The sequence below is a fragment of the Simplicispira suum genome (genome assembly GCF_003008595.1).
Classification (GTDB): domain Bacteria; phylum Pseudomonadota; class Gammaproteobacteria; order Burkholderiales; family Burkholderiaceae_C; genus Simplicispira; species Simplicispira suum.
Genome location: NZ_CP027669.1, coordinates 73,307 through 99,906 on the forward strand (window position 1 = coordinate 73,307; position 26,600 = coordinate 99,906).

Here is a 26,600-nt window from a genome sequence, read left to right on the forward strand (position 1 = left end):
AGCGCCAACAGCTATATTTTGAATAGCGCCTACGCTTGCACTGCCGGGACAAAGCCCGCCACGTCCACCGCGTCAATCTGCTCGGCATCCAGAAAGCGTTCGGCGTAGCGCAAATAGACGCGCTCGCGCAGAAACACCTCGAACAGATCGGGGTCGATGTGGCCGCCGTGCTTCATGCGCTCCATGATGGCTACAGCCTGCGACAGCTTCATGCCGCTTTTGTAGGGCCGGTCGGCCGCCGTCAGGGCCTCGAAAATGTCGGCAATGCCCATCATGCGGGCCTGCACCGACATCTGATCGCGCGTCAGGCCGCGCGGATAGCCCTTGCCGTCCATGCGCTCATGGTGCCCGCCTGCGTATTCGGGCACGTTCTTCAGGTGCTGGGGCCAGGGCAAGGCTTCGAGCATCTTGATCGTGGCAACGATGTGGTAATTGATGGTGTCGCGCTCGGCCTGGGTCAGCGTGCCCGAGCGGATGGTGAGGTTCTCGATTTCCTCGGCCGTCAGAAACGCCGTCTGCACCCCATCGACATTGCGCCACTGGCGCTGTGCGGACAGGCTGCGCACCCGGAGCTGATCGGCCGGCTGCATGGCCTCGACACCGCGGTTGCAATGGCGCAGGAACGCCCGGTCGTCGTCAATGGCCTGCATCTCTCGCTGCAGGCCGGCCAGGGCCACGGCTTCGGCACCAGGGTCCACGGCGGGGCGCAAGGCCAGTTGGGCGCGCAGGGCGGCCAGCTCGGCGTCGCGTTTGGCCACTTCGAAGCGGGTGTCGATCAGGCCGATGCGGTCGTAGAGCGTTTGCAGCTTGGTGGCCTTGTCCACCACGTGCACCGGCGTCGTGATCTTGCCGCAGTCGTGCAGCAAGCCGGCCATCTTCAGTTCGTAGCGGTCGCGATCGCTCATGCGGAACTCTGCGAGCGGCCCTGTGGTCGTGGCATCGGCCGCTTCGGCCAGCATCATGGTGAGCTCGGGCACGCGCTCGCAGTGGCCGCCGGTGTAGGGCGATTTTTCGTCGATGGCGATGTTGATGAGCTTGACGAAGGATTCGAACAGACGCTCAAGCTGGGTGATCAGCAGGCGGTTGGACAGCGCAATCGCCGCCTGCGAGGCCAGCGATTCGGTCAGGCTCTGGTCGGCATCGGAGAAAGCCACCACCTGGCCTGTGGCCGGGTCGAGCGCATTGAGCAGTTGCAGCACGCCGATCAACTCGCCCTGGTGGTCCGTCATCGGCACCGTCAAAAACGATTGTGAGCGGTAGCCGGTGCGCTGGTCAAAGTCGCGCGTGCCAGAAAAATCAAAGCCCTCTTGCGCATAGGCATCGACGATGTTCACCGTGCGCCCGTGCAGCGCTGCGTGCGCGGCCACCAGCGCGTCGTTGGGCGAACCATCGGCGCGGCGCAGCGGCAGTTCGGGCAGATCGATTTTCTGGCCCGTGGTGCCGCCCTGACGAATGCCCAGCGAGTCGGTGCGCATGATCTCAAAGCGCAGCGCGCTGTGGTCTTCCGTCACGCTGTAGAGCGTGCCGCCGTCGGCGCCGGTCAGCGCCCTGGCCGCTTCCAGAATGTTCTCCAGCAGGCGCTCGATGTTGCGCTCGCGGGACAGCGCCGCCCCAATGCGGTTGAGTTGGTCCAACCGGGCGAAGAGGTTCATCGCAGATTGCTTTTCCATCATCGCTCCCTTGTTTCTGGCTCCCGCTGTGCATGGTAGCGAAAGCACGGAAACCCGGTCTACCATGGGTCATGCCTTCGCTGCCCGTGCTGTATTCGTTTCGCCGTTGCCCCTACGCCATCCGTGCCCGCCTCGCGCTCGCTGTGGCAGGCACCCCGGTCGCTCTGCGCGAAGTGGTGCTGCGGCACAAGCCCGATGCCCTCCTGGCTGCATCGCCCAAAGCCACCGTGCCGGTGCTGGTGCTGGCGGACGCAAGCGTGATCGACGAGAGCCTGTCCATCATGCATTGGGCGCTCGCGCAATGCGACCCGGAAGGCTGGCTCGGGCACGCCGGGCCCGAGACCGACTCCTTGATCGCCCTGTGCGACGGCCCGTTCAAGCATGCGCTGGACCGCTGCAAATATCCAGAGCGCTTTCCCGATGGGAACTGCGAGGCGTCCTGGAGCGCCGCGCAACGCTGCCTGGATCGGTGGGAGGACCGCCTGCAGCAAGGGCAGTTGTGCGGATCGAGCCGATCGCTCGCGGACGCAGCAATCTTCCCGTTCGTGCGCCAGTTTGCCGCCATTGAACCGGGGCGCTGGGCCGCCATGCCCTTGCCCAGGCTGCACACATGGCTCGCTGCCTGGCTGGCGAGCGACCTCTTTGCGGCAGTGATGGAAAAGCACCTGCCTTGGAGCGAAGGCGATGCCCCGGTGCGCCTCTCTTGCAACGTCGCCGGAAGCGCTCAGTCTGCAACGTAGCGCCGACTGCGGGCGAGCAATACCAGCAGCAAAAGTGCAAACCCAACAAAGCAGACGAAAGACCAGTTGGCAATGGAGCCGCCCAGGAAGGTCCAGTCCACCGCTGCGCAATCGCCCGAGCCCCGGAAGATCATTGGAATGGCACGGCTGATGGAGTAGTTCTCGATCATTCCGTAGAAGTCACGCCCGCACATCGCAAACTCGGGCGGATACCACTGCAGCCAGCTCTGGCGAGCCGCCGTAAAGGCGCCAAAGCCGCTGGCAAGCAGCGCCAGCACCGACCAAGAAGTTATCCAGCCTTTTGAGCCCCTGGCGCACGCCAGTCCTGTGAATACAGCTACCAAAACAAGAGCGTATCGCTGCACGATGCACATCGGGCATGGCTCCAGGCCCACCACATGCTGCAGATACAGCCCGAAGGCCAGCAAACCAATGCAGGCAAGGCACATCAGCGCCAGAATGCGGCGCGGGGCCGTGGTGAACCAATCGAGAATCATCGAAACCCCAGAACGTCAAGAAGAAGGCGGCTCTCTGGCAAAGAGCGCCCTAAATGCCCGCCGCCTGATCCAGAAAGACCTTGGCGCGGCGCGGAGTGACCAGCAACATCTCGCCTTCGCGAAACGCCATGTCCCGAAACTGCTGCGCGGCAATCTGTGCCTCTATGACGGTCTCGGGGCCTGCATTGTCAGGGCTTTGGGTTGCATTTTGGGCAATGAGTTCCAGCCGTGCAATCGGCCCCACCACAATGGCCCGGGTCAGTTGCGCCAGAAGCGCGTTGGCAGGCACCGCCGCGCCCACGCCAGGGCGCTCCACGTCGAGGTCGTGCGGACGCACATAGGCCAGCACCTTTTCGTTCTGCGCTGCGCCCTGCTCAGGCGCGGGCAACAGCATGCCGCCGACCTCTGCCAGCCCTTCGTGCGCGCGGCCATGAAACAGGTTCACGTCGCCGAGAAACCCATACACGAACGGGCTCGCCGGGTGGTCCCACACCTCTTGTGGCGAGCCGCTTTGCTCGATGCGCCCGTGGTTGATGACCACCACGCGGTCGGCCACCTCCAGCGCCTCCTCCTGGTCGTGGGTAACGAAGATGCTGGTCACGTGCAGCTCGTCGTGCAGGCGGCGCAGCCAGCGGCGCAGTTCCTTGCGCACCTTCGCATCAAGCGCGCCAAAAGGCTCGTCGAGCAGCAGCACCTTGGGCTCCACCGCCAGCGCGCGTGCCAGGGCAATGCGCTGGCGCTGCCCGCCAGAGAGCTGTGAGGGGTGGCGCTCGGCCAGCCAGTCGAGCTGCACCAGCGCCAGCAGCTCCGTCACTTTTTTCTTGATCTGCGCTTCGCTCGGGCGCAGCTTCTTGGGCTTCATGCGCAGGCCGAAGGCGACGTTCTCAAACACCGTCATGTGGCGAAACAGCGCGTAGTGCTGGAACACAAAGCCAACGCCGCGCTCGCGCACGTGCACGTCGGTGGTGTCTTCACCACTGAAAAGGATGCTGCCGGTATCCGGCGTTTCCAGCCCGGCAATGATGCGCAGCAGCGTCGTCTTGCCGCAGCCCGAGGGCCCAAGCAAGGCGATGAGTTCGCCCGAGTTGATGTCAAGGTTGACGTCGTCCAGCGCGCGAAAGGTCCCGAACTGCTTGGAGACGTTGCGGATTTCAATGCTCATGATGGGGTTCCTGCGGCGCTGGCGTGCGGGCGCTCTGGCGGCAGCTCGGCCGCTTCACGCAACTGCTTTTCTTGCCGCCACTCAGCAATGCTTTTGATGACCAGCGTGACCAAAGCCAGCAGCGCCAGCAGCGAAGCAACGGCAAAGGCCGCAACCGACTGGTATTCGTTGTACAAAATTTCCACATGCAACGGCATGGTGTTGGTCTGGCCGCGAATGTGGCCCGAGACCACCGACACTGCGCCGAACTCGCCCATGGCCCGTGCATTGCACAGAATGACGCCGTAGACCAGGCCCCACTTGATATTGGGCAGCGTGACATGCCAGAAGGTCTGCCAGCCGCTCGCGCCCAGCACGATGGCGGCCTGCTCCTCGTCGTTGCCCTGGGCCTGCATCAGCGGGATCAGTTCGCGGGCAATGAACGGCACCGTGACGAACACGGTCGCCAGCACGATGCCGGGTACAGCAAAAATGATCTTGATGTCGTGCGCCATCAGCCAAGGGCCGATCCAGCCATTGGCGCCAAAGATCAGCACATAGGTCAGGCCGGCGACCACCGGCGAGACGGAAAAGGGCAGATCCACCAGCGTCGTCAAAAACGCCTTGCCCTTGAACTCGTATTTGGCAATGCACCACGCAGCCGCAATACCGAACACCAGATTCAGCGGCACGGCAATCAAGGCGGTCAGCAAGGTGAGGCGAATCGCGGCCCAGGCATCGGGTTCGCGTAGCCCCGCCAGATAGGCAGCAAAACCTTGTCGCAGCGCTTCGGCAAACACAGCGGCCAGCGGCAGCACCAGGAACAGCACCATGAAGCCGAGCGCGAGCGCAATCAGCAACGCGCGCACCCACGGCGCTTCGGTGGTGCCGGAACGTGCGGCGGCCTTGTTGCGCATCACGGCGCTCATGACGATGCTCCTGCGCGACGTCTTTGCCAGGTTTGCAAGGCGTTGATCAGCAGCAGCAGCACAAACGAGATCACCAGCATGACCACAGCCACCGCCGTGGCGCCCGCCGTGTCGTACTGCTCGAGCTTGCCGATGATGATGAGCGGCGTGATCTCGGACACCATGGGCATGTTGCCGGCAATGAAAATGACGGAGCCGTATTCACCCACCGCGCGCGCAAACGCCATGGCAAAACCCGTGAGCAGCGCCGGCGTGATGGACGGCAGCAGCACTTTGGTAAACACCTGCCAGCGCGTGGCGCCCAGGCTGGTCGCGGCTTCTTCCAGCTCGCGCTCGGCATCTTCAAGCACCGGCTGCACCGTGCGCACGACAAACGGCAAGCTGATGAAGATCAGCGCCACGACGATGCCCGCCGGTTTGAAGGCAAGTTGAATACCGAGCGGTTCCAGCAGACTGCCAATCCAGCCATTGCCCGCGAGCAGCGACGTCAGTGCAATACCGGCCACGGCGGTCGGTAGCGCAAACGGCAAATCGACCAGCGCGTCGACGATGCGTTTTCCCGGAAAGCGGTAGCGCACCAGCACCCAGGCAATCAACAGACCAAAAAAGAGATTGACCGAGGCCGCCAGGAACGAGGCCCCGAACGTCAGCCGGTACGAGGCCAGTACGCGCGGCGACGCCACTGCCGTCCAGAACTGCTCCCAGGTCAGGGTGAAGCTGCTGAACACCAGCGCCGAGAGCGGGATCAGGACGATCACGCTGAGGTAGAAAAGCGTGTAGCCGAGCGTCAGCCCGAAACCGGGCAGCACGCGTCGGCTGGCGCGCTTCGCCGGGCGCGCGACCTGCGCCGGCGCGGCAATCGCTTGCGCCATGGCTTACTTGCCGGGCGTGTACAGCTTGTCGAACTGGCCGCCGTCGTTGAAGTGCACTTTTTGCGCTTCGGTCAGGCTGCCAAAGTACTTGGCCACGGTGAACTGCTTGATCGGCTTGAACACATCGGCATGCCGGGCCAGCACTTTTTCCGAGCGTGGGCGCACCGCGTGCCTTGCGGCGATTTCCTGGGCTTCGTCGGAATAGAGGTAATCAAGGTAGGCCTTGGCCAGCTCGGCGGTGCCCTTCTTGGCCACGGTGCGCTCCACCACCGCCACCGGGTTTTCGGCGGTGATGCTGACCGACGGGTAAACCGCGTCGATCTTGCCCTTGCCGAATTCCCGCTCAATGGAGACCACTTCGGACTCAAACGTGATCAACACGTCGCCAATGCCGCGCTGCACGAAGGTGGCCGTGGCATCGCGCCCGCCCTTGGCGAGGATGGGCACATTCTTGTAGAGCTTGGCGACGAAATCCGCAGCCTCCGCGTCGGTGCCGCCCTTCTCGCGCACCGAGCCCCAGGCCGCCAGGTAGGCATAGCGGCCGTTGCCGCCGGTCTTGGGATTGACGACGATGACCTTCACATCGGGCTTGATGAGGTCGCTCCAGTCCTTGATGCCTTTAGGGTTGCCGCTGCGCACCATGAAAAGCATGGTGGAGGTCGTGGGCGAAGCATCGTTCGGGAACTTCGTTTGCCAGTCTTTCGCCACCACGCCGTTGTCGGCCAGGAACTGCACGTCGGTGGTGGTGTTCATGGTGACCACGTCGGCTGCCAGTCCGTCGTTCACGGCGCGCGCCTGGGCACTGGAGCCGGCGTGGGACTGATCGATTTTCACGTCCTTGCCGGTGGTTTTCTTGTAGTGAGCGACGAAGGCCGGGTTGTATTCCTTGTAGAACTCGCGCGCCACGTCATAGGAGACGTTGAGCAGCGATGTCTGGGCCGAAGCGATAGAGCTTGTACCCAGGGCCAGGGCGGCGAGAAGAAGGCGGATTTTCATAAGAGCAGACGGCGCGGCGCGCGAAAAAACAGGAATGGCGCGATTGTGAAGAGGACGCTTTAAAACTCAAACGAATAGTTATTTCTAAATTCATGCTTAAAAATGCATAAGCGAACGCGCTCTGGCCTCACGGAGGGTTCTATCATCGGACCCCACCCTTGTGCGCGCAGAGCCCCATGCCCGTAACTCCATCGCCGTCTTCCCTGCCCGCTCCCGCCTGGCGCAACGCGCTGGCCGCTATGTCGCCCGCCAACTTCGGCATGGTGATGGCCACGGGCATCGTGTCGATCGCCGCGCACATGCTGGGTCTGCGCACACTCGCGCTCGGCCTGTTTGCGCTGAATCTGTTTTTGTACGTGCTGATGTGGGGGCTTTATCTGGCCCGTCTGGCTCTGTTTCGCGAGCGCTTTCTTGCCGATCTGCTGAGCCATCTGCGCGGCCCGGCGTTCTTTACCGCCGTGGCAGCCACGAACGTTCTGGGCAGCCAGTGCTTGGTGCTGATGCGCTGGACCGGTGCCGGCTTGGCGCTTTGGGGCGCGGGACTGGCGCTGTGGCTGCTGCTGACCTACACCATTTTCACGGCGCTGACCATCAAGGAGGACAAGCCCACGCTGGACCGAGGCATCAGCGGCGGCTGGCTGCTAGCGGTGGTGGCCACGCAGTCGGTGGCGGTGCTGAGTGCGCTGCTGGCCACCCATATCGGCCAGCCCTACCGGCTGGAGCTGAACTTTTTTGCGCTCTCGATGTGGCTGTGGGGCGGCATGCTCTACATCTGGATGATGTCGCTCATCTTTTACCGCTACACCTTCTTCCCGTTCAGCCCGGGCGATCTCTCGCCTCCCTACTGGATCAATATGGGCGCGATGGCGATCTCCACCCTGGCCGGCTCGTTGCTGATCCTCAACACGCCGGACGCACCGTTTCTCGCTTCGCTGCTGCCATTTCTGAAAGGCTTTACGGTGTTTTATTGGGCGACGGGGACCTGGTGGATTCCCATGCTGCTGGTGCTCGCCGTCTGGCGTTACGGCGTCAAGCGCTTTGGCCTGCACTACGACCCGCTGTACTGGGGCGCCGTGTTTCCGCTTGGGATGTATGCCGCCTGCACGCAGGAGATGCGGCTCGCGATGGGTTTCGATTTTTTGAGCGCCCTGCCGGTCGCCTTTCTCGGCATCGCACTGCTGGCCTGGAGCGCCGCCGCCCTGGGCGCAGCGCGCCAAACCTGGAACGTTGCGTTCGCTCGGAGCTGACGCCCAGCGCAGTGTTTCGCTAGGGCTTGCCCGACGCTGTCTCTTCCAGAAAATCTAGAAATTTTCGCACTGCCGGCGCCAGTCCCCGACGCGAGGGAAAGACAGCATGAAAAATGCCCTGCGGCGTCGTCCAGTCCGGCAGCACGCGCACCAGTCTCCCCTGGCGCAGTTCATCTTCACACATGTAGTCGGGAAGCCAACCCAGCCCCGTTCCCGCGAGCACGGCAAACTTGAGCGTGAGCAGGTCGTCGGCCACGTAGCGCGGCTGGTGCTGCACCGTCTCGCGCGCGCCGCCGGGACCAATCAGGTTCCACGCTGCCTTGCCATCGGCGGCTGTCATGGCAACACTGTCGATGCGGGACAAATCGGCCAGCGTGCGCGGCGTGCCATGGCGCGCCAACAGGTCCGGGCTGGCGACAAGCACCTGGCGGGTGCGGTCCAGGCGTTTGACCACCATGCTGGCGCTGCCCTCCACCGATTCGCGCACCCGCAGACCCACGTCGACACCCTCCTCCACCAGATTGACCACACGGTTGCTCACCAGCATCTCTACCCGCACCAAGGGATAACGGGCCAAGAAAGCCGGCATCAACTCGCCCAGCACCGATTGCGCAATGGTCACCGGGCAGCTCACCCGCAGCGTGCCGCGCGGCTCGGTCTGCACCTGGGCCACGGCGTCTGCGGCTGCCTGGGCCGATTCGCGCACCGCCTGGCAGTGGCGCAAATAAGCTTCGCCCACATCGGTGAGCGAGAGTTTGCGCGTGGTGCGATGCAGCAGGCGTACGCCCAGCTGACTTTCCAGTTCCGAGACCCGGCGCGAGAGCCGAGATTTCGGAATACCCAGCGCCCGCCCCGCTGCAGCAAAACCGCCGCGCTCGACCACCTCGGCGAAATACAGCATGTCGTTGAGGTCTTGCATCATTTTTGAACCCGTGAATGGAACGATCTCGGCCGATACTGCCATCGTTTGAAAGATTGCGCTCTCGCGCAAACTCTATCCATCGTTCTCTTGGGATTCTTTGGTGCTACCGACCTGCACTTGCGCGCGCCTAGGGTCCTGGCGTGGGCGCGGTCACCGGCGAAGCGGTGCGCGCCAGGACACCAGCCGACAGCCGCGCGCACCCCGAACAAACAGCCACTGAAGACCGCCTGACACGCTGATCAAAATTTGAATGAAAAATGGCCCCAGCGCTTACCCACAAAGCGCTGGTCGCTATTCAATATGCAGCTTCCAATACACTCAGCTGTGCTTCTTCACCCAGGCCAGATAGGCGTCCAGCCAGGCTTGAACAAACTTCCGGCTGTCCTCACCAATCCCGCCGTTGGCGTCAAACAAACCATCTTTGGCTTGTATGAAGGCCTCGGGCTGGCCCAGCGTGGGCATGTCCAGGTAGGCCAGGATGTTGCGCAGGTGTTGCTGACCCAGCGCGGTACCAATGGCGCCACCGGACACCCCGATCACGCCGGCGGGCTTGCCTGCCCAGGCACTCGTGCCATACGGACGCGAGGCATGATCAATGGCATTCTTGAGCACACCCGGCACCGAGCGGTTGTATTCGGGACTCACGAAGATCACTCCCTGCACGGCTGCGATTTCCGACTTCAAGCGCAGCACCGCCTCCGCCTGATGCGCGTCGTCGTCCTGGTTGTAGAGCGGCAGATCGTCGATGCGTGGCATCGTGAATTTGCAGCCAGCTGGCGCCATGCGGACCAGCGCCTGGGCCAGACGGCGGTTGAAAGACTCTTTGCGCAGGCTGCCGACCAGCACGGCAATGGTGATGTCACTCATGGAATGTCTCCTTGTAGCAGGCGGCCAGAGGTGGCGACCCAATCCCGGCATGATAGGGTGCATGCCAGCCTGGCGCTGCCTGGCAGAGAAGGAAATAGCTATTAAAAATATAGCGTCCAGCGATTACCCAATAAGCGCTGGACTTACTTTTGACTGAAATTTTCGCGCCTATCGATCGGCGCACAGTACGGCGCTGTCCTACGTCCGCAGTGCCAGGTTGTTGAGCTTGTCCAACCGCTCGGGCCAGCGGCCGGTCTGCGCCGACTGGAGCAGGATGCGCGTCCAGGCCACCCAGGCATCCCAGGCCACGCGCTTGTCCCAGGCGTTGCCCCAGGCACTGAACTGCTGCAGCGCGCTGGCGGCCGCCCGCTCTGCATCGGCATTCCTGCCGGCCGAAAGGTAGAGCTGCGCCAGCACCATTTGCGGCTCGCCCACATACGGGTTGTGGCGCACGGCCTGCTCCAGCACCGCAGTCGCAACGTCCAGGTCGACCAGCGGCTGATCCTGCTGAATGACGGACCAGTACAACGCGGTAGCGGCCGCTTCGTCGGCAGCGCCCAGCGCCTGCTGGCAGTGGTTGAACACCGGCGGCGTCGGCAGCAGGCCGCTGAGCGCCGGGTGCGCCAGTGCGCGCCCCAGCAGCGAGATCTGGTGCAGCATGCGCCCGCTGGGGCGCATCGGGCCGGGCCAGAGCGACGCGGCCCAGTGCACGTTCTGCGGGCGGTGCTCCACCTTGGGAAAGCGCGAATAGATGTCGTCCTGCCAGCTGAACCACTGCTCGATGGTGTCGGCCATGCTGACCACGATGAAGGCGGCCACCTGTGGGGCGGTGAGCCGGTGCTCGCCCGAAGCATCCTGAAGCAGCACGCTGCCGTCGGCGGCCACCGCGCCCTCCAGCACGCGCTGGACAAATTGCGCGCGCGGACGCTGGCAGAACAAAAACACCAGTTCTTCCGATTCCTCTCCCACCAACTCGCGAAGGCGCGCGCGCTCGCTGGCCGGATCGAACTTCACCAGATCAACAAAAGCGTTGCCATACACGCTGTGCAGCAAACCCAGAAGCCGCACCTCACGCGGCTGCTGCCACAAAGCCAGCGAGCGCGCTACGCCCACCAAGTGGTGGCGAAAGGTGCCCACCTTGTGCCAGTCCTGCCCCACGCCACGTGCCAGCACGGTGGGCAGGATCGGCGCCAGATCGGCATCGCGCGCCAGCCAGTCCTCGTCGAGCAAGGTCTGGGCGCGGGCAAACAATGCGGAATCCAAAGCCTGAAATGCGAGTGTCATGGCAAACCGTTCCTTGGTAGAGAGAAACAAGACCCCAGTATGGCCGGATGTCTGCTGTGTCGCCCTCCGCTGCGTGGCGGCGCGCTAGGGTGCGCACCAATGCACGCTTGCCAAGCTGACGCTACAGTCGCTCCTTCGTGGTGGCGTCGATGCGGCGCTGCCTTCCCGAACGACAAATCCGGAGACACCGATGAAACACCTCATTTCCGCCCTGCCCCTGCCCCGCCGCACTCTCGTGCTCGGAGCGCTGGCAAGCGCCACTTTGCCTTTTTCGCGTTTGGCGCTGGCGCAACAAAAATTCATCAACGTTCTGACCGGTGGCCAGAGCGGCGTCTACTACCCCATGGGGGTCGCGCTTTCGCAGATTTACGGCAAGGCCATGCCCGACGCCAAGGTCACGGTGCAATCCACCAAAGCCTCGGCAGAAAACCTGAACCTGCTGCAGGCAGGGCGCGGCGAGATTGCCTTCACGCTTGGTGACGCCCTCTCCGACGCCTGGAACGGCAACAAGGAATCGGGTTTTGCCACGCCGCTGAAAAAATTGCGCGCAGTGGCAGGCATCTACCCCAATTTCATCCAGATCGTGGCCAATGCCGACGCAGGCATCAAAACCATGGCCGATCTGAAGGGCAAGCGCATTTCGGTTGGCGCGCCCAAATCGGGCACGGAACTCAACGCCCGCGCCATTCTCAAGGCTGCAGGCTTGGCCTACAGCGATTTCGCCAAGGTGGAATACCTGCCATTCGGCGAATCGGTGGAACTCATGAAGAACCGCCAGCTGGATGTGACGCTGCAGTCTGCAGGCCTGGGCGTGTCCTCCATTCGCGATCTGGCAACCGCCGTGAAAATTGTGGTGGTGTCCGTGCCGGCCGACGTCGTGGCCAAGGTAGGGGACGCGGCCTACCAGCCGGCAACCATTCCCGCCAACACCTACGAAGGTCAGACCGCCGATGTGCCCACGGTGGCCATCCGCAATTTCCTGGTCAGCCACACCGGCGTGTCCGACAACGAGGTCTATCTGATGACCAAGTCCATGTTCGAGAATTTGCCAAGCCTGGTCGCTGCGCACAATGCTGCCAAGAGCATTGATTTGAAAACGGCCATGCAGGGCACGAGCGTGACCTTCCATCCGGGCGCCGAGAAATACTACCGCGAGGCTGGCGTCCTTAAATGAACGCAGCCGCTGCTCCGGCCCCGGCCGACGCGCAGCTGCAGACCCCAGACGCAGAACCGCCGGCCTTCGCCGGCGCTCTGTTCTGGGTGGCAGTGGCGTTTTCCGTATTTCAGATCGTCACCGCCGCCTTCAGCCCGCTCTCGAGCAGCGTGGTGCGCGGCGTACACGTTGGCTTTCTTCTGTTGGTAACTTTTGTGCTGTATCCGCCAGCGCGCCAGCGCTGGCTGGGCTGGGGCCTTGGCGCGTTAGGTTTTGTCACGGGCCTGTACCAGTGGGTGTTCGAGGCCGACCTGGTCCACCGGGCGGGCGAACTCACGCGCAGCGACATGGTGATCGGTCTCATATTGATCGTGCTGGTCTTTGAAGCCGCGCGCCGCATCATGGGGCTGGCACTGCCGCTGGTCTGCGCCACCTTTCTGGTCTATGCGCTGTTTGGCCAATATGCGCCCGGTGTGTTGGGCCACCGGGGCTACGGGCTGGACCAGATCGTCGGGCAGCTCAGTTTTGGCACCGAAGGCATTTACGGCACGCCTACTTACGTGTCGTCTTCGTATATTTTCCTGTTCATCCTGTTTGGCGCCTTCCTGGAGCGCGCCGGGATGATCCAGCTGTTCACCGACTTTGCGCTTGGGCTGTTCGGCCACACCAAGGGCGGGCCGGCCAAGGTGTCGGTGGTGTCGTCCGGCCTGATGGGCACCATCAACGGTTCGGGCGTGGCCAACGTCGTCACCACCGGGCAGTTCACCATTCCGCTGATGAAGCGCTTTGGCTACCGGGCCGACTTCGCCGGCGGCGTGGAAGCCACCGCCAGCATGGGCGGGCAGATCATGCCGCCGGTGATGGGCGCTGTGGCCTTCATCATGGCCGAAACCATCGACGTGCCGTATCTGGAGATTTGCAAGGCGGCTTCGATTCCGGCGCTGCTGTACTTCTTTACCGCCTTTGTCATGGTGCACCTGGAAGCCGGCCGGCGCGGCCTCCTGGGCATGCCCAAGGAAGAATGCCCTGACCCTTGGGCCGCCATCAAGCTGCGCTGGTACTTGATCTTGCCGCTGGCGGTGCTGGTGTGGCTGCTGTTCTCGGGTTACACACCGCTGTTTTCCGGCATGGTCGGGCTGGCCCTGACCGTGGTGCTCATTTTTGGCGCTGCCATGACGACCCGCTTTGGCACCCGGCCACTGCAAATCGTCTTCTGGGTGCTGATTGGCCTGGCCGCGTCGAGTTTCTTCAAGTATGGGATCGGCGCCATCATCGGCTTGGCTGCCGCCATGGCCGTGGTGTTGTGGTTTCTGCGCGGCGGCCGCGAAACCTTGCGCATGGCGCTGCACGCCCTGGCCGAGGGCGCACGCCATGCGCTGCCCGTGGGTGTCGCCTGCGCGCTGGTGGGCGTGATCATCGGTGTGCTCACCCTCACGGGCGCCGCAACGCTGTTTGCCGGCTACATCATCCAGATGGGGCAAAGCAGCCTGTTTCTGAGCCTGGTGCTGACCATGCTGGTGTGCCTGGTGCTGGGCATGGGCATTCCGACCATTCCCAACTACATCATCACCAGTTCGCTCGCCGCGCCAGCACTGCTCGAGCTCGGCGTGCCGCTGATCGTCTCGCACATGTTCGTCTTTTACTTCGGCATCATGGCCGATCTCACGCCACCGGTGGCGCTGGCAGCCTTCGCTGCGGCGCCGATTGCGAAGGAATCGCCGTTGAAAATTGGCTTTCAAGCCATGCGCATTGCCATTGCCGGGTTTGTCGTTCCCTATATGGCCGTATACGCGCCCGCACTGATGCTGCAGGGCGATGGTGGTTGGACAGCCACGCTCTACGTGATGTTCAAGGCCGTCGTCGCCATCGTGCTTTGGGGGGGCACTGCCATCGGTTATTGGATCAAACCATTGGCCTGGTGGGAGCGCATTTGGGCCTTGGTTGCAGCCGGTTTTCTGGTTGCGGCATTGCCGTCGACCGACGAGATCGGTCTTAGTATGGCGGCTGTCCTGGCGCTTTGGCATGCCGTGCGCGTACGGCAGGCCAATCGCGCCCAAGCGCCCGCCTGAGAACGCGGTTTGCTCGCAGCCCTGTGCATGGTGGCTGGCGCGCTCACAGTGAGCCTGCCCGCCCAACATTTCACTCTGCGCTGGCAGCACTCCATCGAGAAAATCGCTTGGGAAGAAGACTACGCTGTGGTCGGGCCGTGGCTGGCTATCACCGGCGCTCGCATTCGCGGCTCCGGTGCGGGCATGGACCCGCCGGACAAGGCGTGGCTTGAGCACGGCGTCTGGCACTACCGTCTCTCCGATCCTTGGCGCAAGGAAATCGTGCTGGCACGCTCTCCCTATGTGCGCGACTACGATCTGTGCATTTCCGGCCGCTGCCTGCCCCTCAACCACTGGATTCCTGTCGCGGCCGGCACAACGACTCTGCACGCCTGCCAAAGACAGAACCGCAATCCGTAAGATTCAGAACCCTGCGCAGCATCTTGCTTCGCGACGCCATCCAACGCTCCATGCAAGCCCGCAACGACAGCACCATCGCCCAGGAACAAGCCTGGAACAGCCAGCAGCTCGCCGCACCCGTGACAGCGCCCAGCTTTCGCCTCTGGACCTACCGCGCTCCCGCCATCGTGCTCGGCTGCTCGCAACGCGCACTGCTGCCTGTTGCCGAGGCCCGGCTGCCGCCCGGAACCGAGCTGGTGCAACGCCCGTCCGGCGGCGGCGCTGTGCTCGCCGGGCCGTGGCTGGTCAGCTTGTCCGTGGTGCTTCCCACGGCCCATCCGTGGGTATCTCAGGGTTTGGTGGACAGCTACCGCGAACTGGGCTTGCTGCACGCCAGGGTACTGGCGGATCTGGGCGTCCCGGCGCAGGCCCTGCCTGCTGCGGATGTTGCGCAGGCCAATGCCAGCATGGGGCCGGCCGTGGACTGGGCGTGTTACGGCAGCCTGGCCCCCTGGGAGCTGACCGACGTGCGCAACCGCAAACTGGTAGGCCTGGCGCAGCGCCGCCAACGCAATGGCATCTTGCTGGTGGCCGGCACGCTGGTCACGGCGCCCGACTGGCCCCTGCTGTGCGATGCGCTGGGCCACCCGGAAGACGCCGCCGAAATGCAACGGCTCACCGTGTGCTGCGAAGAATTGGCGCGACGCCCCGTCTCTGCGCAAGCTGTCGTCAGCGGCCTGGAGCAGGCGCTTTGCGAGGCGTTGCAGGGTGGCGCGGATCCCAAGTAGGCCGATCCGGCTGAAGGGCAAGCGAAAATTGATAAAGTCACGTCGAAGGGAGCTTCACTGACTCCACACCTTTCAAAGCCCGATCGCACAAGGAAACTCCATGGCACGCACTGTCCACTGCATCAAACTCGGCAAAGACGCCGAAGGACTTGACTTTCCGCCCTACCCCGGCGAACTGGGCAAACGCCTGTGGGAAAGCGTCAGCAAGGAAGCCTGGGCTGCGTGGCTCAAGCACCAGACCATGCTGGTCAACGAGAACCGCCTGAACCTGGCCGACGCCCGCGCCCGCCAGTATTTGGCGCGCCAGATGGAGCAGCATTTCTTTGGTGGCGGCGCCGACGCCGTGCAGGGCTACGTGCCGCCGAGTGCCTGAACAAGCTCTTTCTATTTCGCAGGCGCCCTCGGAGGCGCCTTTTTTGTTGTGCCTCTATTGACTGCATCCCATGGCCGAAGGTTTTGACGGGCCCGACGACACACCGCCCACGGGCGCAGGCGCGAATCTATTGCTCGGATGCGGCCTGCCTGCTGCCTGGGCGGACCAGAACCAGTGGCGCATTCTGGAAACAGCGTGGGGCGATGGACAGAACTTTCTTCACAGCTGGGCAGCCTGGCGCGCCGATGCCAAGCGCCCACGCATGCTGCATTTCATCGCGCTGAGCGCTGAGGCAGTAGCTGCAGAAGCCGTCCTGCGTGCCGCAGCACAGCATCCCGAACTGCAGTCGCTGGCGCAAACCCTGGCCGAGCAATGCTGGGGCTTGCTGCCAGGGGTGCACCGCCTGCGCTTCGAGGGCGGCCGGGTGCTGCTCACACTAGGAATTGGCGATGCGCCAACACTGCTGCGCGAGCAGGCATGGACGGTGGACAGTATTTTCCTCAATGCCTCGGTTGCCGAACACTGGGTGGAGCGGGCAGACCTCCATGCATTCAAAGCGCTGGCACGGTGCTGTCGTCGGGGTACGCGCCTGGCAACCGATGCGCCCTCAACCGGCGGGGCAGCGCTGGCGCAGTACGGATTTCAGATGGACGCAGCGCATGATTCCTCGCCAGATACCTTGCCCAAGCCCGCCCAGCTGAGTGCCCGATTCGATCCGGACTGGGAGCCGCGCGGCCCGCGCGCCAACGCGCAACCCACCCCGCCCATGCGCTGCGTTGTCATTGGCGCCGGTGTGGCCGGTGCGGCCTGCGCCGCCAGTCTGGCACGGCGAGGCTGGCAGGTGCAGGTGCTGGACACAGGCACCACACCCGCCGCAGGCGCTTCCAGCCTGCCCGTGGGCGTGTTTGCTCCGCACCTCTCGCCAGACGACAACCTTTTTTCACGCCTCTCGCGCAGCGGAGTGCGGGCCATGCTGCAGCAATGTGCCGAGTTGCTGCGGGCGGGCGTGGACTGGTGCGCCAGCGGCGTGCTGGAGCGCCGACCCGCAGGCCACCTGGGCTTGCCGGCCGATTGGGGCGCCAGCCCCGGTGCCGACTGGAGCCAAAAAGCCAGCGCCGAAACCCTGCTCGCCGCAGGACTGCCGCAGGAAGATTCCGCTTGTTGGCATGCGCGCGCCGGCTGGGCGCGGCCCGCGCGACTGGTGGCAGCCTTGCTGACGCAACCCGGCATTGCCTGGCGCGCTGAGGCGCAAGTGGCACATCTGCAACGCGTGACCGGCCAAGCCGGCGATGCGGCCCCCGTCTGGCAACTGCTGGACACCCAGGGCCAAGCCGTGGCCGAAGCCGAACTGGTGGTGCTGGCAGCCGGGGCCGCCAGCAACGCGCTGCTGGCGGACATGGCAGTGCCTCTCCTGCCCCTGCAGCCCGTGCGCGGCCAAATGTCCTGGGGTCGGCAGAATGCCCAAAGCGCCTGGCTGCCGCCTTTTCCTGTGAACGGCAACGGCGGCCTGGTGGCGCATGTGCCCATGGAGGGCGGAGGCCACGCCTGGCACATGGGCTCCACTTTCGAGCGCGACGTGGCGCATTTGCCCTTGACGGAGGATGAGCGTGCCGCCGCCCATGTCAGCAACTGGCAGCATTTGCACGCCTTGCTGCCCCAGGCAGCCACCGCACTGCAGTCGGCGTTTGACCCTGCAGACTCCGCTGCTGTGCACAGCGTGCAGGCCTGGGCCAGCGTGCGCTGCACGGCGCGCGACCGCCTGCCCATCGTAGGGCCACTCAATCCCACGAACCTGCCCGGCCTGTGGGTCTGCACTGCCATGGGCGCGCGTGGGCTGACGCGGGCCGTCCTGTGCGGCGAGCTGCTGGCGGCGCGACTGCACGGCGAACCGCTGCCGGTGGAGTCGCGGCTGGCACGGGCGATGTCCAGTGAGCGGTGTCTGCCCAAGGGAGCCCAGATTCCCTTCCACTGAAATTCACATAAGCTTATTGGAATATAAGAAGCACCAAACAGTCGTTTGGTTTTATATGAACGCCCCCTAGAGTGGCGTCCATGCCCGATTTCGCGTTCATTCTTGCTGGCTTCCTGGTTGGCCTCATCGTCGGCCTGACGGGTGTGGGTGGGGGCTCGCTGATGACGCCGGTGCTGATCTTTTTCTTTGGCTTCAAGCCGCATCTGGCCATTGGCACCGACTTGTTGTTTGCCGCATTCACCAAACTGGGCGGCACGGTGAGCATGGCGCGCCAACGTCTGGTTCCATGGAAGGTGGTGGCATTGCTGTGCGCTGGCAGCATTCCTGCTGCACTTGGCTCGCTGTGGATGCTGAGACGCCTGGGGCCCACCAGCGAGCATGTGCAGCACCTCATGACCAGCACCCTGGGCTTTGCCCTGCTGCTGACCGCTGCCGCCATGCTCTACAAGGTGCTGGCCTTCTCGGCGCAGCGCCAGGCTGCAGAGCAGGCCGCGCGCCAGAACAGCGGCGCCGCAGCTGCCCAGCCGCGCCATTGGAGCCTGCCTATCCTGCTCGGCGCCGTGATCGGGACCCTCGTCACTTTCACTTCGGTCGGCGCGGGCGCCATCGGCGTCACGGTGCTGCTGCTTGTCTTCCCGCACCTGCCGCTGCCGCGCATCGTGGCCGCCGACATCGCCTATGCCGTGCCGCTCACGCTGGTGGCAGGCCTGGGCCACGCCTCGCTGGGCTCGGTGGACTGGGCCTTGCTGGCGCAGTTGCTGGCCGGCTCGCTCCCCGGCATCTGGCTCGGCTCGCGGCTGGTGTCGCGCACACCTGAGCGCCTCATTCGCTCCGGCCTCTCGCTGCTGCTCGCCTATGCCGGCGCCAAACTGGTTTTGATTTAAGAGATTGTTTGCCCCATGTACCAATACACCGACTTCGACAAGCAATTCGTCAAACTGCGCGCCCAGCAGTTCCGCGACCAACTCGAGCGCTGGGAGCGCGGCGAGCTGAGCGAAGAGCAACTGCTCCCGCTGCGGCTGCAAAACGGCTGGTACATCCAGCGCTACGCCCCGATGGCGCGCATTGCGGTGCCGTACGGCGAAATCAGCAGCGAGCAATTGCGCACGCTGGCCCACATTGCCCGCGAGTACGACCGGCCCGACCCTGAACTGCTGGCGCACGCCCAAGCGACACAGGATGCCTTGCAGGACGCCCAGCCCGGCGCCACCCTGCCCGCACCGCCGCTGCGCTACGGCTACGGCCACTTCACCACGCGCACCAATGTGCAGTTCAACTGGATTCCGCTGTCCCGCGCCGCCGACGTGATGGACCTGCTGGCCAGTGTCAGCATGCACGGCATCCAGACCAGCGGCAACGACATCCGCAACATCACCTGCGACGCGCTGGAAGGCATTGCCGAAGACGGCATTTTCGACACCCGCCCGTTTGCCGAAATCACGCGCCAGTGGAGTTCGCTGCACCCCGAGTTTTCCTTTTTGCCGCGCAAGTTCAAGATCGCCTTCAACGGCGCCGAAGAAGACCGCGCCGCGATTGGCTGGTACGACATTGGCCTGCAGGCACGCCGGGCCGAAGACGGCAGCGTGGGCTTCACCATGAAAGTGGGCGGCGGCATGGGCCGCACACCCATCATTGGCAGCGTGGTGCGCGAATTTCTGCCCTGGGACCAGTTGCTCAACTACATCGAAGCCGTGGTGCGCACCTACAACAGCTACGGCCGGCGCGACAACAAGTGGAAGGCGCGCATCAAGATTCTGGTCAAGAGCGAAGGCCAGAAATTCATCGATGCGGTCGAGCAGGAATACAAGAACATTGTCGAACTCGACGGCGCGCCGCACACCATCACCCAGGCCGAGCTCGACCGCGTCAGCAGCCACTTTGTGGTGCCGGAACTCAAGGCGGCCAAGCTGCCTTCCAAGGTCAACCCCGAAGGCCAGCTGTACCAACGCTGGCTCAAGCAGAACGTGGGCGGCCACAAGCTGCCGGGGCTCAAGACCGTCACCCTGTCGTTCAAGCGCCCCGGGTTCAACACCGGCGACGCCGACGCCGACACGCTGAACGCCCTGGCGCAGCTGGCCGAGCAGTTCAGTGCGGCCGAGGCACGCCTGACGCACGAGCAAAACCTGGTGCTGCCCTGGGTGCACGAGAGCGACCTGCCAGCGCTGTACGACGCCGCCCGCGCGCTCGGTCTGGCACAACCGAACATTGGTCTGCTGACCGACATGATCATCTGCCCCGGCGGTGACTTTTGCTCGCTGGCCAACGCCCGCTCGCTGCACATCGGCGCCGCCGTCACCGAGCGCTACCAGGACCTGGACGAATTGTTCGACCTTGGCCCGATCGACCTGCACATGAGCGGCTGCATCAACTCCTGCGGGCACCACCACAGCGGCCACATCGGCATTCTGGGCGTCGACAAGGACGGCAAGGAGTGGTACCAGATCACGCTGGGCGGCGCCGACGGCTCCACGCTGTCGGGCCCCGCCATTGGCGGCAAGGTGGTTGGCCCCTCGTTCACTGCGGCCGAAGTGCCGGACGTCATCGAGGCGCTGCTGACCACCTTCCGCGAACTGCGCAAACCGGGCGAGTTTTTCATCGACGCGCTGCGCCGCATTGGCCACGACCCGTTCAAACAGGCCGCCAACGCCGCCCGCCGCCCCAAGGCCGACCAGGAAGCCCTGGCCGAGCAAGATTGAAAGCCGAATTCACTATGAAAATAATAGCTAATGACGCACAGCAGACAAGCGCTGGGGCCGAAAAAACCTTGCAGATCACCAACGACGCAGAGATTGCCGAGCTGGTGGCGAGCGGCGCGCTCGAAGGCATCGAGCGCGTGGAGCTGCAGTTCCCCAAATTCACCGACGGCCGCGCCTACAGCCAGGCCCTGCTGCTGCGCCGGCGCTACCGCTTTGCGGGCGACATCCGCGCCACCGGCGATGTGCTGATCGACCAGCTGGTGCACATGCACCGCAGCGGCTTCACCAGCGCCGTGCTGGCCGAAGGCGTGGACGCCGCAGCCGCCGAGCGCCAGTTTGCGCGCTTCAGCGCGTTCTACCAGGGCGACGTGCACGAGCCGCGCCCCTTGTTTGCCCGCGATGCGGCGCTGGAGTCGGTATGAGCGCGGCACGCAATGTTGAACCCATGCCCGGCCGCGCCGCCAACAGCGCGCTCGACCTGGCGCACGCCAACGCCACGCTCGGCCGCGACGCGCCCGCCCTGGTCGCATGGGCGCTGGGCCTGGGCGAGCGATCCATCGTCACCACCAACTTCCGCCCCTTCGAGGCCGTCATCCTGCACCTGGTCACGCAAGTGAACCCCAACGTGCCGGTCGTCTGGATGGACAACGGCTACAACACCGAAGCCACCTACCGCTTTGCCGACGAGGTGACGAAGCAGCTCGGGCTGAAGCTGCAGATTTACCTGCCGCTGCGCTCCCGCGCGCACCGCGAGGCCGTGGAAGGTCTGACACCTGCCCTGGACGACCCGCGCCACGCCGCCTTCACTGAAGAGGTCAAGCTCGAGCCGTTTTCCCGTGCCCTCCGAGAGACAGCGCCCAAGGTCTGGTTCACCGCCCTGCGCGCCACCGACACCGCTGTGCGCGCGCAGATGGAGCCGGTCAGCCTCAACCCCGACGGCCTGATCAAGGTGGCGCCGCTGCTGCACTGGTCCTCCAAGGACCTGCACGAATACTGCAAGGCGCACGGCCTGCCCAACAACTTTGACTACGTCGACCCGACCAAGGGCGAAGACAACCGCGAATGCGGGCTGCATATCGCGCACTGAAATGAACACCCCCCTGAGTCGCTTCGCGCCTTCCCCCCGCTCTCGGATTGCTGCGCAACCCGGGCAGGGGGACGCAGCCAGCGCGGCGGGGCGGCCCTTGCGCGGCTACCCTCGCCAGGAGCACGCCAGTCTCAGCCGATACGGCCATTGAACCGAACAGACGACCCCATCCAACCATGAATGCTCGCATCGACACCATCACGCTGAGCCAGCTCAGCAACCGCCACCTCGACGCGCTGGAGGAAGAAACCATCTACCTGCTGCGCGAAGTCGCCGCCGCGTTCGAGCGCCCCACACTGCTGTTCTCGGGCGGCAAGGATTCGCTGGTGATGCTCCGCTGCGCTGAAAAAGCTTTTGGCGCGGGCCGCATTCCCTACCCGCTCTTGATGATCGACACCGGCCACAACTTTCCGGAAGTGACGGCGTTTCGCGATCTGCGCGCCAAGGAGCTGGGCGCCGAACTCATCGTGCGCAGCGTGGAAGATTCGATGGCGCGCGGCACGGTTCGGTTGGCGCACCCCGGCGAGCCACGCAACGTGCACCAGTCGGTGACGCTGCTTGAAGCGATTGAAGAATTCCGCTTCGACGCCCTGATTGGCGGCGCCCGCCGCGACGAAGAAAAGGCGCGCGCCAAGGAGCGCATCTTTTCGCACCGCGACAGCTTCGGCCAATGGCAGCCCAAAGACCAGCGGCCCGAGCTGTGGACGCTGTTCAACACGCGCCTGGCCGCCGGCGAGCACTTTCGTGTCTTCCCCATCAGCAACTGGACCGAGCTCGACGTCTGGCAGTACATCGAGCGCGAGCAGATCGCCCTGCCCTCGCTCTACTATTCGCACCGCCGCCAGGTGGTGGACCGGCGCGGCATGCTGGTGCCGGTCACTCCGCTTACACCGCCGCGCGACGGCGAGCAGGTGCAAGAGCGCGACGTGCGCTTTCGCACCCTGGGCGACGTGACCTGCACCTGCCCGGTGGCAAGCCTCGCCGCCACCGCCGCCGACATCGTCATCGAAACCCTGGCCGCCGACATGAGCGAGCGCGGCGCCACCCGCATGGACGACCAGACCAGCGAAGCCTCGATGGAGAAGCGCAAGAAGGATGGGTATTTCTAGTTCACCCCGTGGCGCACTTTGTGCGCCTCCCCCTTCCAGGGGCGGCCCCAGCGGCCCGGCAAAGCCGGTTCCGCGCGGCCACTGGTAGCCAGTTTGCACAGGACGTGCTTGTTATACGTCAGCAGGTTTTTTTATGACAACTATCAATTCAGTAGCTGCCAGCGCTTATGCACCAAGCGCTAGCGGCCAAAATTCCGCAGGAATTTCGGCGGAGGCTAACTTCGCGAACAGCGAAGTTAAGGACTCACAAGAGTCCGGCCGTAGCCAAAAAGACTTAAAAATCGTGAACGCTCCTCCCACCGACCACGACGCTGCGCTGCGCTTCATCACCTGCGGCAGCGTGGACGACGGCAAGAGCACCCTCATCGGGCGCCTGCTGGTCGATACCAAAGCAGTTTTGCAGGATCACCTCGCCGGCGTGCAGCGCCAGGGCGAGACCGATCTGGCCTTGTTGACCGATGGCCTCTCCGCCGAGCGCGAGCAGGGCATCACCATCGACGTCGCCTACCGCTACTTCGCCACCGAAGCGCGCAAGTTCATCATTGGCGACGCGCCGGGCCACGAGCAGTACACGCGCAACATGGTCACCGCCGCTTCGCAAGCCGACGCCGCCGTGGTGCTGGTGGACGCCACCAAGCTTGACTGGCAAAGCGCGCTTCCCACGCTGCTGCCGCAGACCCGCCGCCACAGCCTGCTGGTGCACCTGCTGCGCGTGCCCTCGCTGGTGTTTGCCGTCAACAAGCTCGACGCCGTGGCCGACCCTGCGCTTGCCTTCACCCACATCAGCGCCGCGCTCGCTGCATTCGCGAAAGAAGCCGGCATCACCGTCCGAGCCACGGTGCCCATCTCGGCACTCAAGGGCTGGAACGTGGTCGACGGGCGCGCCGGCTGGTGCGACTACATCGGCCCGAGTCTGCTGCACATCCTAGAGCAGTTGCCCAACACCGCACCGGAGACCGATCTGCCGCTGGCCTTCCCGGTGCAGTGGGTGGAGAAATTCTCAAACTCGTCCGACACGACCCAAGGTCGCCGTGCGTTCTGGGGCCGCATTGCCGCAGGCCTGGCGCAGCCGGGCGCCGAGGTCCAGGTGTTCCCCAGCGGCCAGCGCGCCCGCGTGGCCCAGGTGCTGGACCGCACCCGCCAGCCGGGCGACGTGGCAGCAGGCCAGAGCGCCGGCGTGGTGCTCGACCGCGAAATCGACATCTCGCGCGGCGACTGGATTTTGGCCACTGCACCGCCAATACAAAGCGACCCTCAAGGTGACGATTTCGACGCGCCCGAGCCAGCATCGCCCTGGCCTGCGCAAACGCTGCTCAGCTGCACCATCACCTGGCTGGACGAGCAACCCCTGGTGGCTGGCCGCGTCTATCAGTTGCTGCACGGTCACCGCTGGGTCAAGGCGCGGGTGCAGCGCATCGTGCACGGGCTCGACATCCATACCCTGGCCGAGCACCCGGCGAGCGAGTTGGCGCCCAACGCCATTGGCCATGTTGAACTGCAACTGCAATCGCCCCTGCCGGTCGCACCCTATGCGCGCTCGCGCCAGCTGGGCGCCATGATTTTGGTGGACACCGCCAGCAACCGCACCGCTGGCGCTGTGCTGCTACGCTGATGGCATGCCCGATCAGACCCCTGCTTTGCCGCCGGTTTTCACCATCGGCCACTCGACGCACAGCTTCGACGAATTCGCCGCACTGCTCGCGCAAGAGGGCGTGCAGCGCATTGTCGATGTACGCAAGCTCACCGGCTCGCGCCGCTTTCCGCAGTTCAATGCCGACGCTCTGGCGCCTGCGCTCGCTGGCGTGGGCATTGGCTACCAGCACATCGCGGCGCTCGGTGGCCGGCGCGGGCGCAGTCTTGCCAAAGGCGAGCCCTCGCCCAATGGCTATTGGACCAACGACAGCTTCCGCCGCTACGCCGACTACGCCCTCACCGACGATTTCGCGCAGGGAATGGCGCAGTTGCACGACTCCAGCCAGGCCACACGCTGCGCCCTCATGTGCGCCGAAGCCGTCTGGTGGCGTTGCCACCGCCGCATCATCACCGACTACCTGCTGCTGCAAGGCCGCGAGGTGCGCCACATCCTGGGCAAGGCGCGCGCCGAGCCCGCCAGCATGACGCCGGGCGCCGAACCGACCACTCTTCCAGGCCCACCGCCGCGCACTGCGCTGCTATACCCGCCCGGGCCAGAAAACTAGTGCCTCCTTGAGGCCGCAAGACCAGCAGGGTTAGCCACTGACGTCTCAGTGCTAACCCTTAAAATACCCACCTTACGTTTCCGAACAACGAGCCAGCCATGACCCACGTCGTCTCCGAGAACTGCATCAAGTGCAAATACACCGATTGTGTGGACGTGTGTCCCGTGGACTGCTTTGTTGAAGGCCCGAACATGCTCGTCATCAACCCCGACGAGTGCATCGACTGCGCGGTCTGCGTGCCCGAATGCCCGGCCAACGCCATCTTTGCCGAAGAAGACCTGCCGCCCGACGAGCTGGCGTTTATCAAGATCAACGCCGAGCTGACCAACGCCCCCGGATGGAAAGTCATCACCAAGCGCAAGGGGGCGCTGCCCGATGCCGACGAGTGGAACGGCAAGCCAGGCAAGCGCACGGAAATAGTGAAGTAGGCTCCCCCTGCGCCACTTCGCAGCACCCTCCTGAGGGGGACACCTCCAGTGGACTGGCAAAGCCAGATCCACGGTGGCACTCGCTCAGCCAAGTATGACTTGGTACTCTGGTGCTCTCTTTAAGGTCTGGAGGAGCGGATGGAAAAGACAGACGCAGTCGTCATCGGCGCAGGCCCCGTCGGTCTGTTCCAGGTCTTTCAGCTCGGGCTACAAGGCCTTGCCTGCCACGTCATCGACGCCCTGCCGCAGGCGGGCGGTCAGTGCGCCGAGTTGTACGGCGACAAACCCATTTATGACATTCCGGGGATCAAGGTCTGTACCGGCCACGAGTTGACCGACCGCCTGCTGGACCAAATCACCCCCTTCGCGCCGCACTGGCACCTGGGCCAGCAGGCCTCGATGCTGGAGCCACAACTCGGCGGCGGCTTCCTGGTGCAAACCAACCGTGGCACCCAACTGCACGCTCGCGCGGTCTTCATTGCTGCCGGCGTCGGCGCATTCCTGCCTCGCACTCTCAAGCTCCCCGGACTGGAGCCATTTGAGGGCACCCAATTGCGCTACCGACTCGACGATGGCGAAAGCCTTGCCGGCCAGAGCCTGGTGGTGCATGGCGGCGGTGAAGATGCTGTGGTCACTGCCATTCGCTGCGCCGGAGCGCCCGAGCATCTGCGCCCTGCCCGCACCATTTTGCAGCACCGCCGCGATGTCTTTGATGCGCCCCCCGCCGTTTTGGAGCAACTGCGTGCACTGCGTGCAGCGGGGCTCATCCAGGTGGCGATCGGCGTACCGAGCGACATCGAACAAGCGCAAGGCCGCCTGAGCGCGCTGCTGCTGACCACACCCGAGGGTGCGCTGCTGCGCCTGCCGATGGAACTACTTCTGGTCCGCCTGGGCTTGGTACCGCGCCTTGGACCCATTGCGGATTGGGGCATGGCCCTGGAGCGCAAGCAGCTCGTGGTCGACCCCGCCACGTTCGCCACGAGCGCCCCCGGCGTCTACGCCGTTGGTGACACCGTTGCTTATCCGGGGAAACGCAAACTGATCGTCAGCGGTTTCCACGAAGCCACACTCGCCGCCTTCGGCGCCGCTGAATGGTTGGCGGGGCAGAAAATTCCATTGGAGTACACCACCAGCAGTGCGCGATTGCAGAGGTTGCTGGGCGTGTAAGCCGCACGCAGCGCCCC

At 64.4% G+C, this 26,600-nt stretch carries 26 protein-coding genes; 17 read left to right on the forward strand and 9 right to left on the reverse strand.

The window, feature by feature from the left end; genetic code table 11:
• Window positions 1-29 precede the first annotated feature (29 nt).
• Window positions 30-1,670 carry a GAF and HD-GYP domain-containing protein gene (locus C6571_RS00340; RefSeq protein WP_106447940.1) on the reverse strand — a complete coding sequence of 547 codons (1,641 nt, stop codon included), beginning with the start codon at window positions 1,668-1,670 and terminating at the stop codon, window positions 30-32.
• A gap of 71 nt (window positions 1,671-1,741) precedes the next feature.
• Between C6571_RS00340 and C6571_RS00345 the strand changes: the two genes are divergently transcribed.
• On the forward strand, window positions 1,742-2,410 hold the full coding sequence (locus tag C6571_RS00345) for a glutathione S-transferase (RefSeq protein WP_106444889.1): 669 nt from the start codon (window positions 1,742-1,744) through the stop codon (window positions 2,408-2,410).
• Here the strand turns inward: C6571_RS00345 and C6571_RS00350 are convergent.
• From C6571_RS00350 to C6571_RS00370, 5 genes are read right to left on the reverse strand one after another with little or no spacing between them, the layout of a single operon-like run.
• Window positions 2,395-2,907, reverse strand: a complete 513-nt coding sequence (locus C6571_RS00350; protein ID WP_106444891.1) for a disulfide bond formation protein B — start codon at window positions 2,905-2,907, stop codon at window positions 2,395-2,397. The two genes, C6571_RS00345 and C6571_RS00350, sit on opposite strands and share 16 nt — an antisense overlap.
• A gap of 49 nt (window positions 2,908-2,956) precedes the next feature.
• The gene (locus C6571_RS00355) at window positions 2,957-4,069 is read right to left on the reverse strand and encodes a sulfate/molybdate ABC transporter ATP-binding protein (RefSeq protein WP_106444893.1); all 1,113 of its coding nucleotides are present in this window, start codon (window positions 4,067-4,069) and stop codon (window positions 2,957-2,959) included.
• Entirely contained in the window at window positions 4,066-4,977 is a 912-nt protein-coding gene (gene cysW / locus C6571_RS00360) for a sulfate ABC transporter permease subunit CysW (RefSeq protein WP_106444895.1), read from the reverse strand. The genes C6571_RS00355 and cysW overlap by 4 nt, the downstream gene beginning before the upstream one ends.
• Window positions 4,974-5,849 carry a sulfate ABC transporter permease subunit CysT gene (gene cysT / locus C6571_RS00365; protein WP_106444897.1) on the reverse strand — a complete coding sequence of 292 codons (876 nt, stop codon included), beginning with the start codon at window positions 5,847-5,849 and terminating at the stop codon, window positions 4,974-4,976. The genes cysW and cysT overlap by 4 nt, the downstream gene beginning before the upstream one ends.
• Before the next feature lie 3 nt (window positions 5,850-5,852).
• On the reverse strand, window positions 5,853-6,845 hold the full coding sequence (locus C6571_RS00370) for a sulfate ABC transporter substrate-binding protein (protein WP_106444900.1): 993 nt from the start codon (window positions 6,843-6,845) through the stop codon (window positions 5,853-5,855).
• A 176-nt stretch (window positions 6,846-7,021) separates the two neighbouring features.
• Here C6571_RS00370 and C6571_RS00375 point away from each other — a divergent pair, with 176 nt between their 5' ends.
• On the forward strand, window positions 7,022-8,092 hold the full coding sequence (locus C6571_RS00375; protein WP_106444902.1) for a tellurite resistance/C4-dicarboxylate transporter family protein: 1,071 nt from the start codon (window positions 7,022-7,024) through the stop codon (window positions 8,090-8,092).
• Window positions 8,093-8,111: 19 nt separating this feature from the next.
• Here C6571_RS00375 and C6571_RS00380 read toward each other — a convergent pair whose 3' ends face one another.
• From C6571_RS00380 to C6571_RS00390, 3 genes are all read right to left on the reverse strand, one after another.
• Entirely contained in the window at window positions 8,112-9,011 is a 900-nt protein-coding gene (locus tag C6571_RS00380) for a LysR family transcriptional regulator (protein ID WP_106447941.1), read from the reverse strand.
• A 321-nt stretch (window positions 9,012-9,332) separates the two neighbouring features.
• Window positions 9,333-9,881, reverse strand: a complete 549-nt coding sequence (locus C6571_RS00385; RefSeq protein WP_106444903.1) for an NADPH-dependent FMN reductase — start codon at window positions 9,879-9,881, stop codon at window positions 9,333-9,335.
• A 198-nt stretch (window positions 9,882-10,079) separates the two neighbouring features.
• On the reverse strand, window positions 10,080-11,165 hold the full coding sequence (locus C6571_RS00390; protein WP_106444905.1) for a DUF6817 domain-containing protein: 1,086 nt from the start codon (window positions 11,163-11,165) through the stop codon (window positions 10,080-10,082).
• 190 nt (window positions 11,166-11,355) lie between these two features.
• Here C6571_RS00390 and C6571_RS00395 point away from each other — a divergent pair, with 190 nt between their 5' ends.
• The 15 genes from C6571_RS00395 to C6571_RS00470 all read left to right on the forward strand — a co-directional run bounded on the left by C6571_RS00395 (window position 11,356) and on the right by C6571_RS00470 (window position 26,583).
• Complete coding sequence (locus C6571_RS00395; RefSeq protein ID WP_106444907.1) at window positions 11,356-12,339, forward strand: TAXI family TRAP transporter solute-binding subunit; 984 nt, start codon at window positions 11,356-11,358, stop codon at window positions 12,337-12,339.
• Complete coding sequence (locus tag C6571_RS00400) at window positions 12,336-14,387, forward strand: TRAP transporter permease (RefSeq protein WP_106444909.1); 2,052 nt, start codon at window positions 12,336-12,338, stop codon at window positions 14,385-14,387. The genes C6571_RS00395 and C6571_RS00400 overlap by 4 nt, the downstream gene beginning before the upstream one ends.
• A 9-nt stretch (window positions 14,388-14,396) precedes the next feature.
• The gene (locus tag C6571_RS00405) at window positions 14,397-14,786 is read left to right on the forward strand and encodes a DUF1850 domain-containing protein (protein WP_211300677.1); all 390 of its coding nucleotides are present in this window, start codon (window positions 14,397-14,399) and stop codon (window positions 14,784-14,786) included.
• A gap of 50 nt (window positions 14,787-14,836) precedes the next feature.
• Window positions 14,837-15,553 carry a lipoate--protein ligase family protein gene (locus C6571_RS00410; RefSeq protein WP_106444912.1) on the forward strand — a complete coding sequence of 239 codons (717 nt, stop codon included), beginning with the start codon at window positions 14,837-14,839 and terminating at the stop codon, window positions 15,551-15,553.
• Window positions 15,554-15,653: 100 nt separating this feature from the next.
• A complete protein-coding gene (locus tag C6571_RS00415; RefSeq protein WP_106444914.1) occupies window positions 15,654-15,926 on the forward strand; it encodes an oxidative damage protection protein in 273 nt (90 codons plus the stop codon).
• A 70-nt stretch (window positions 15,927-15,996) separates the two neighbouring features.
• A complete protein-coding gene (mnmC1, locus tag C6571_RS00420) occupies window positions 15,997-17,898 on the forward strand; it encodes an FAD-dependent 5-carboxymethylaminomethyl-2-thiouridine(34) oxidoreductase MnmC1 (RefSeq protein ID WP_106444915.1) in 1,902 nt (633 codons plus the stop codon).
• A gap of 80 nt (window positions 17,899-17,978) precedes the next feature.
• On the forward strand, window positions 17,979-18,782 hold the full coding sequence (locus C6571_RS00425; protein WP_106444917.1) for a sulfite exporter TauE/SafE family protein: 804 nt from the start codon (window positions 17,979-17,981) through the stop codon (window positions 18,780-18,782).
• 15 nt (window positions 18,783-18,797) lie between these two features.
• Window positions 18,798-20,594: a nitrite/sulfite reductase gene (locus C6571_RS00430; RefSeq protein WP_106444919.1), complete on the forward strand. Its 1,797-nt coding sequence runs from the start codon at window positions 18,798-18,800 to the stop codon at window positions 20,592-20,594.
• Between the two features lie 14 nt (window positions 20,595-20,608).
• Window positions 20,609-21,016, forward strand: coding sequence for a DUF934 domain-containing protein (locus C6571_RS00435; RefSeq protein WP_106444921.1), 408 nt, complete (start codon window positions 20,609-20,611; stop codon window positions 21,014-21,016).
• Window positions 21,013-21,681, forward strand: a complete 669-nt coding sequence (locus C6571_RS00440; RefSeq protein ID WP_420852903.1) for a phosphoadenosine phosphosulfate reductase domain-containing protein — start codon at window positions 21,013-21,015, stop codon at window positions 21,679-21,681. The genes C6571_RS00435 and C6571_RS00440 overlap by 4 nt, the downstream gene beginning before the upstream one ends.
• A gap of 176 nt (window positions 21,682-21,857) precedes the next feature.
• Entirely contained in the window at window positions 21,858-22,790 is a 933-nt protein-coding gene (cysD, locus tag C6571_RS00450) for a sulfate adenylyltransferase subunit CysD (RefSeq protein ID WP_106444923.1), read from the forward strand.
• A gap of 133 nt (window positions 22,791-22,923) precedes the next feature.
• Window positions 22,924-24,402, forward strand: coding sequence for a sulfate adenylyltransferase subunit 1 (locus C6571_RS00455; RefSeq protein WP_106444925.1), 1,479 nt, complete (start codon window positions 22,924-22,926; stop codon window positions 24,400-24,402).
• 4 nt (window positions 24,403-24,406) lie between these two features.
• Window positions 24,407-24,988: a DUF488 domain-containing protein gene (locus tag C6571_RS00460; protein ID WP_106444927.1), complete on the forward strand. Its 582-nt coding sequence runs from the start codon at window positions 24,407-24,409 to the stop codon at window positions 24,986-24,988.
• Between the two features lie 98 nt (window positions 24,989-25,086).
• A complete protein-coding gene (fdxA, locus tag C6571_RS00465; protein ID WP_106444929.1) occupies window positions 25,087-25,416 on the forward strand; it encodes a ferredoxin FdxA in 330 nt (109 codons plus the stop codon).
• Between the two features lie 138 nt (window positions 25,417-25,554).
• The gene (locus tag C6571_RS00470) at window positions 25,555-26,583 is read left to right on the forward strand and encodes an NAD(P)/FAD-dependent oxidoreductase (protein ID WP_106444931.1); all 1,029 of its coding nucleotides are present in this window, start codon (window positions 25,555-25,557) and stop codon (window positions 26,581-26,583) included.
• Window positions 26,584-26,600: the final 17 nt, after the last annotated feature.

Coding starts and splice junctions, on each gene's coding strand:
- C6571_RS00340 (WP_106447940.1), bottom strand. CDS start 1,670: ATGGAAAAGCAATCTGCGATGAACCTCTTCGCCCGGTTGGACCAACTC.
- C6571_RS00345 (WP_106444889.1), top strand. CDS start 1,742: ATGCCTTCGCTGCCCGTGCTGTATTCGTTTCGCCGTTGCCCCTACGCC.
- C6571_RS00350 (WP_106444891.1), bottom strand. CDS start 2,907: ATGATTCTCGATTGGTTCACCACGGCCCCGCGCCGCATTCTGGCGCTG.
- C6571_RS00355 (WP_106444893.1), bottom strand. CDS start 4,069: ATGAGCATTGAAATCCGCAACGTCTCCAAGCAGTTCGGGACCTTTCGC.
- cysW (WP_106444895.1), bottom strand. CDS start 4,977: ATGAGCGCCGTGATGCGCAACAAGGCCGCCGCACGTTCCGGCACCACC.
- cysT (WP_106444897.1), bottom strand. CDS start 5,849: ATGGCGCAAGCGATTGCCGCGCCGGCGCAGGTCGCGCGCCCGGCGAAG.
- C6571_RS00370 (WP_106444900.1), bottom strand. CDS start 6,845: ATGAAAATCCGCCTTCTTCTCGCCGCCCTGGCCCTGGGTACAAGCTCT.
- C6571_RS00375 (WP_106444902.1), top strand. CDS start 7,022: ATGCCCGTAACTCCATCGCCGTCTTCCCTGCCCGCTCCCGCCTGGCGC.
- C6571_RS00380 (WP_106447941.1), bottom strand. CDS start 9,011: ATGCAAGACCTCAACGACATGCTGTATTTCGCCGAGGTGGTCGAGCGC.
- C6571_RS00385 (WP_106444903.1), bottom strand. CDS start 9,881: ATGAGTGACATCACCATTGCCGTGCTGGTCGGCAGCCTGCGCAAAGAG.
- C6571_RS00390 (WP_106444905.1), bottom strand. CDS start 11,165: ATGACACTCGCATTTCAGGCTTTGGATTCCGCATTGTTTGCCCGCGCC.
- C6571_RS00395 (WP_106444907.1), top strand. CDS start 11,356: ATGAAACACCTCATTTCCGCCCTGCCCCTGCCCCGCCGCACTCTCGTG.
- C6571_RS00400 (WP_106444909.1), top strand. CDS start 12,336: ATGAACGCAGCCGCTGCTCCGGCCCCGGCCGACGCGCAGCTGCAGACC.
- C6571_RS00410 (WP_106444912.1), top strand. CDS start 14,837: ATGCAAGCCCGCAACGACAGCACCATCGCCCAGGAACAAGCCTGGAAC.
- C6571_RS00415 (WP_106444914.1), top strand. CDS start 15,654: ATGGCACGCACTGTCCACTGCATCAAACTCGGCAAAGACGCCGAAGGA.
- mnmC1 (WP_106444915.1), top strand. CDS start 15,997: ATGGCCGAAGGTTTTGACGGGCCCGACGACACACCGCCCACGGGCGCA.
- C6571_RS00425 (WP_106444917.1), top strand. CDS start 17,979: ATGCCCGATTTCGCGTTCATTCTTGCTGGCTTCCTGGTTGGCCTCATC.
- C6571_RS00430 (WP_106444919.1), top strand. CDS start 18,798: ATGTACCAATACACCGACTTCGACAAGCAATTCGTCAAACTGCGCGCC.
- C6571_RS00435 (WP_106444921.1), top strand. CDS start 20,609: ATGAAAATAATAGCTAATGACGCACAGCAGACAAGCGCTGGGGCCGAA.
- C6571_RS00440 (WP_420852903.1), top strand. CDS start 21,013: ATGAGCGCGGCACGCAATGTTGAACCCATGCCCGGCCGCGCCGCCAAC.
- cysD (WP_106444923.1), top strand. CDS start 21,858: ATGAATGCTCGCATCGACACCATCACGCTGAGCCAGCTCAGCAACCGC.
- C6571_RS00455 (WP_106444925.1), top strand. CDS start 22,924: ATGACAACTATCAATTCAGTAGCTGCCAGCGCTTATGCACCAAGCGCT.
- C6571_RS00460 (WP_106444927.1), top strand. CDS start 24,407: ATGCCCGATCAGACCCCTGCTTTGCCGCCGGTTTTCACCATCGGCCAC.
- fdxA (WP_106444929.1), top strand. CDS start 25,087: ATGACCCACGTCGTCTCCGAGAACTGCATCAAGTGCAAATACACCGAT.
- C6571_RS00470 (WP_106444931.1), top strand. CDS start 25,555: ATGGAAAAGACAGACGCAGTCGTCATCGGCGCAGGCCCCGTCGGTCTG.